Annotated in this window: 1 protein-coding gene; it reads left to right on the top strand. The window is 47.0% G+C overall.

Going from position 1 to position 432, the window contains the following annotated elements; translation table 11 throughout:
* Positions 1 to 135: 135 nt before the first annotated feature.
* On the top strand, positions 136 to 432 hold a 297-nt coding region (locus QF777_12020), incomplete at its 3' end, for a DUF255 domain-containing protein (protein MDP6912262.1).

Genomic DNA, 432 nt, shown 5'->3' with positions numbered 1-432 from the left:
GCTAATTCAAGATTTCCCAACACAAAGTGGAGTCGGACCCCCTCAGGTCCGGCTCCACTTTAATTTTTCACCTCTTTCACAAATTCAACCAACAATTCGAACACTCTCATACAAAACATTCTGTAGTTTTAAAGTATGAATCGGCTTCAAAACGAAACCAGCCCCTACCTTCGTCAACACGCAGACAATCCGGTTGACTGGTGGCCCTGGAACGAAGAAGCACTCGCCGAAGCCAAAGCAACCGATAAACCCATTTTGTTATCCGTTGGCTACTCGGCCTGCCACTGGTGCCATGTCATGGCCCACGAATCATTCGAAAACCCAGAAATCGCAGAAATCATGAACGCTGGTTTCATAAACATCAAAGTAGACCGAGAAGAACGCCCCGACATCGACACCATCTACATGGATGCTGTTACTTCTCTGATCGGT

The sequence above is a fragment of the Acidimicrobiales bacterium genome (assembly GCA_030747595.1).
Taxonomy (GTDB): Bacteria; Actinomycetota; Acidimicrobiia; order Acidimicrobiales; family MedAcidi-G1; genus UBA9410.
Note: the sequence above shows the minus strand (reverse complement) of the source record. Positions and strands in the feature narration are given on the sequence as shown.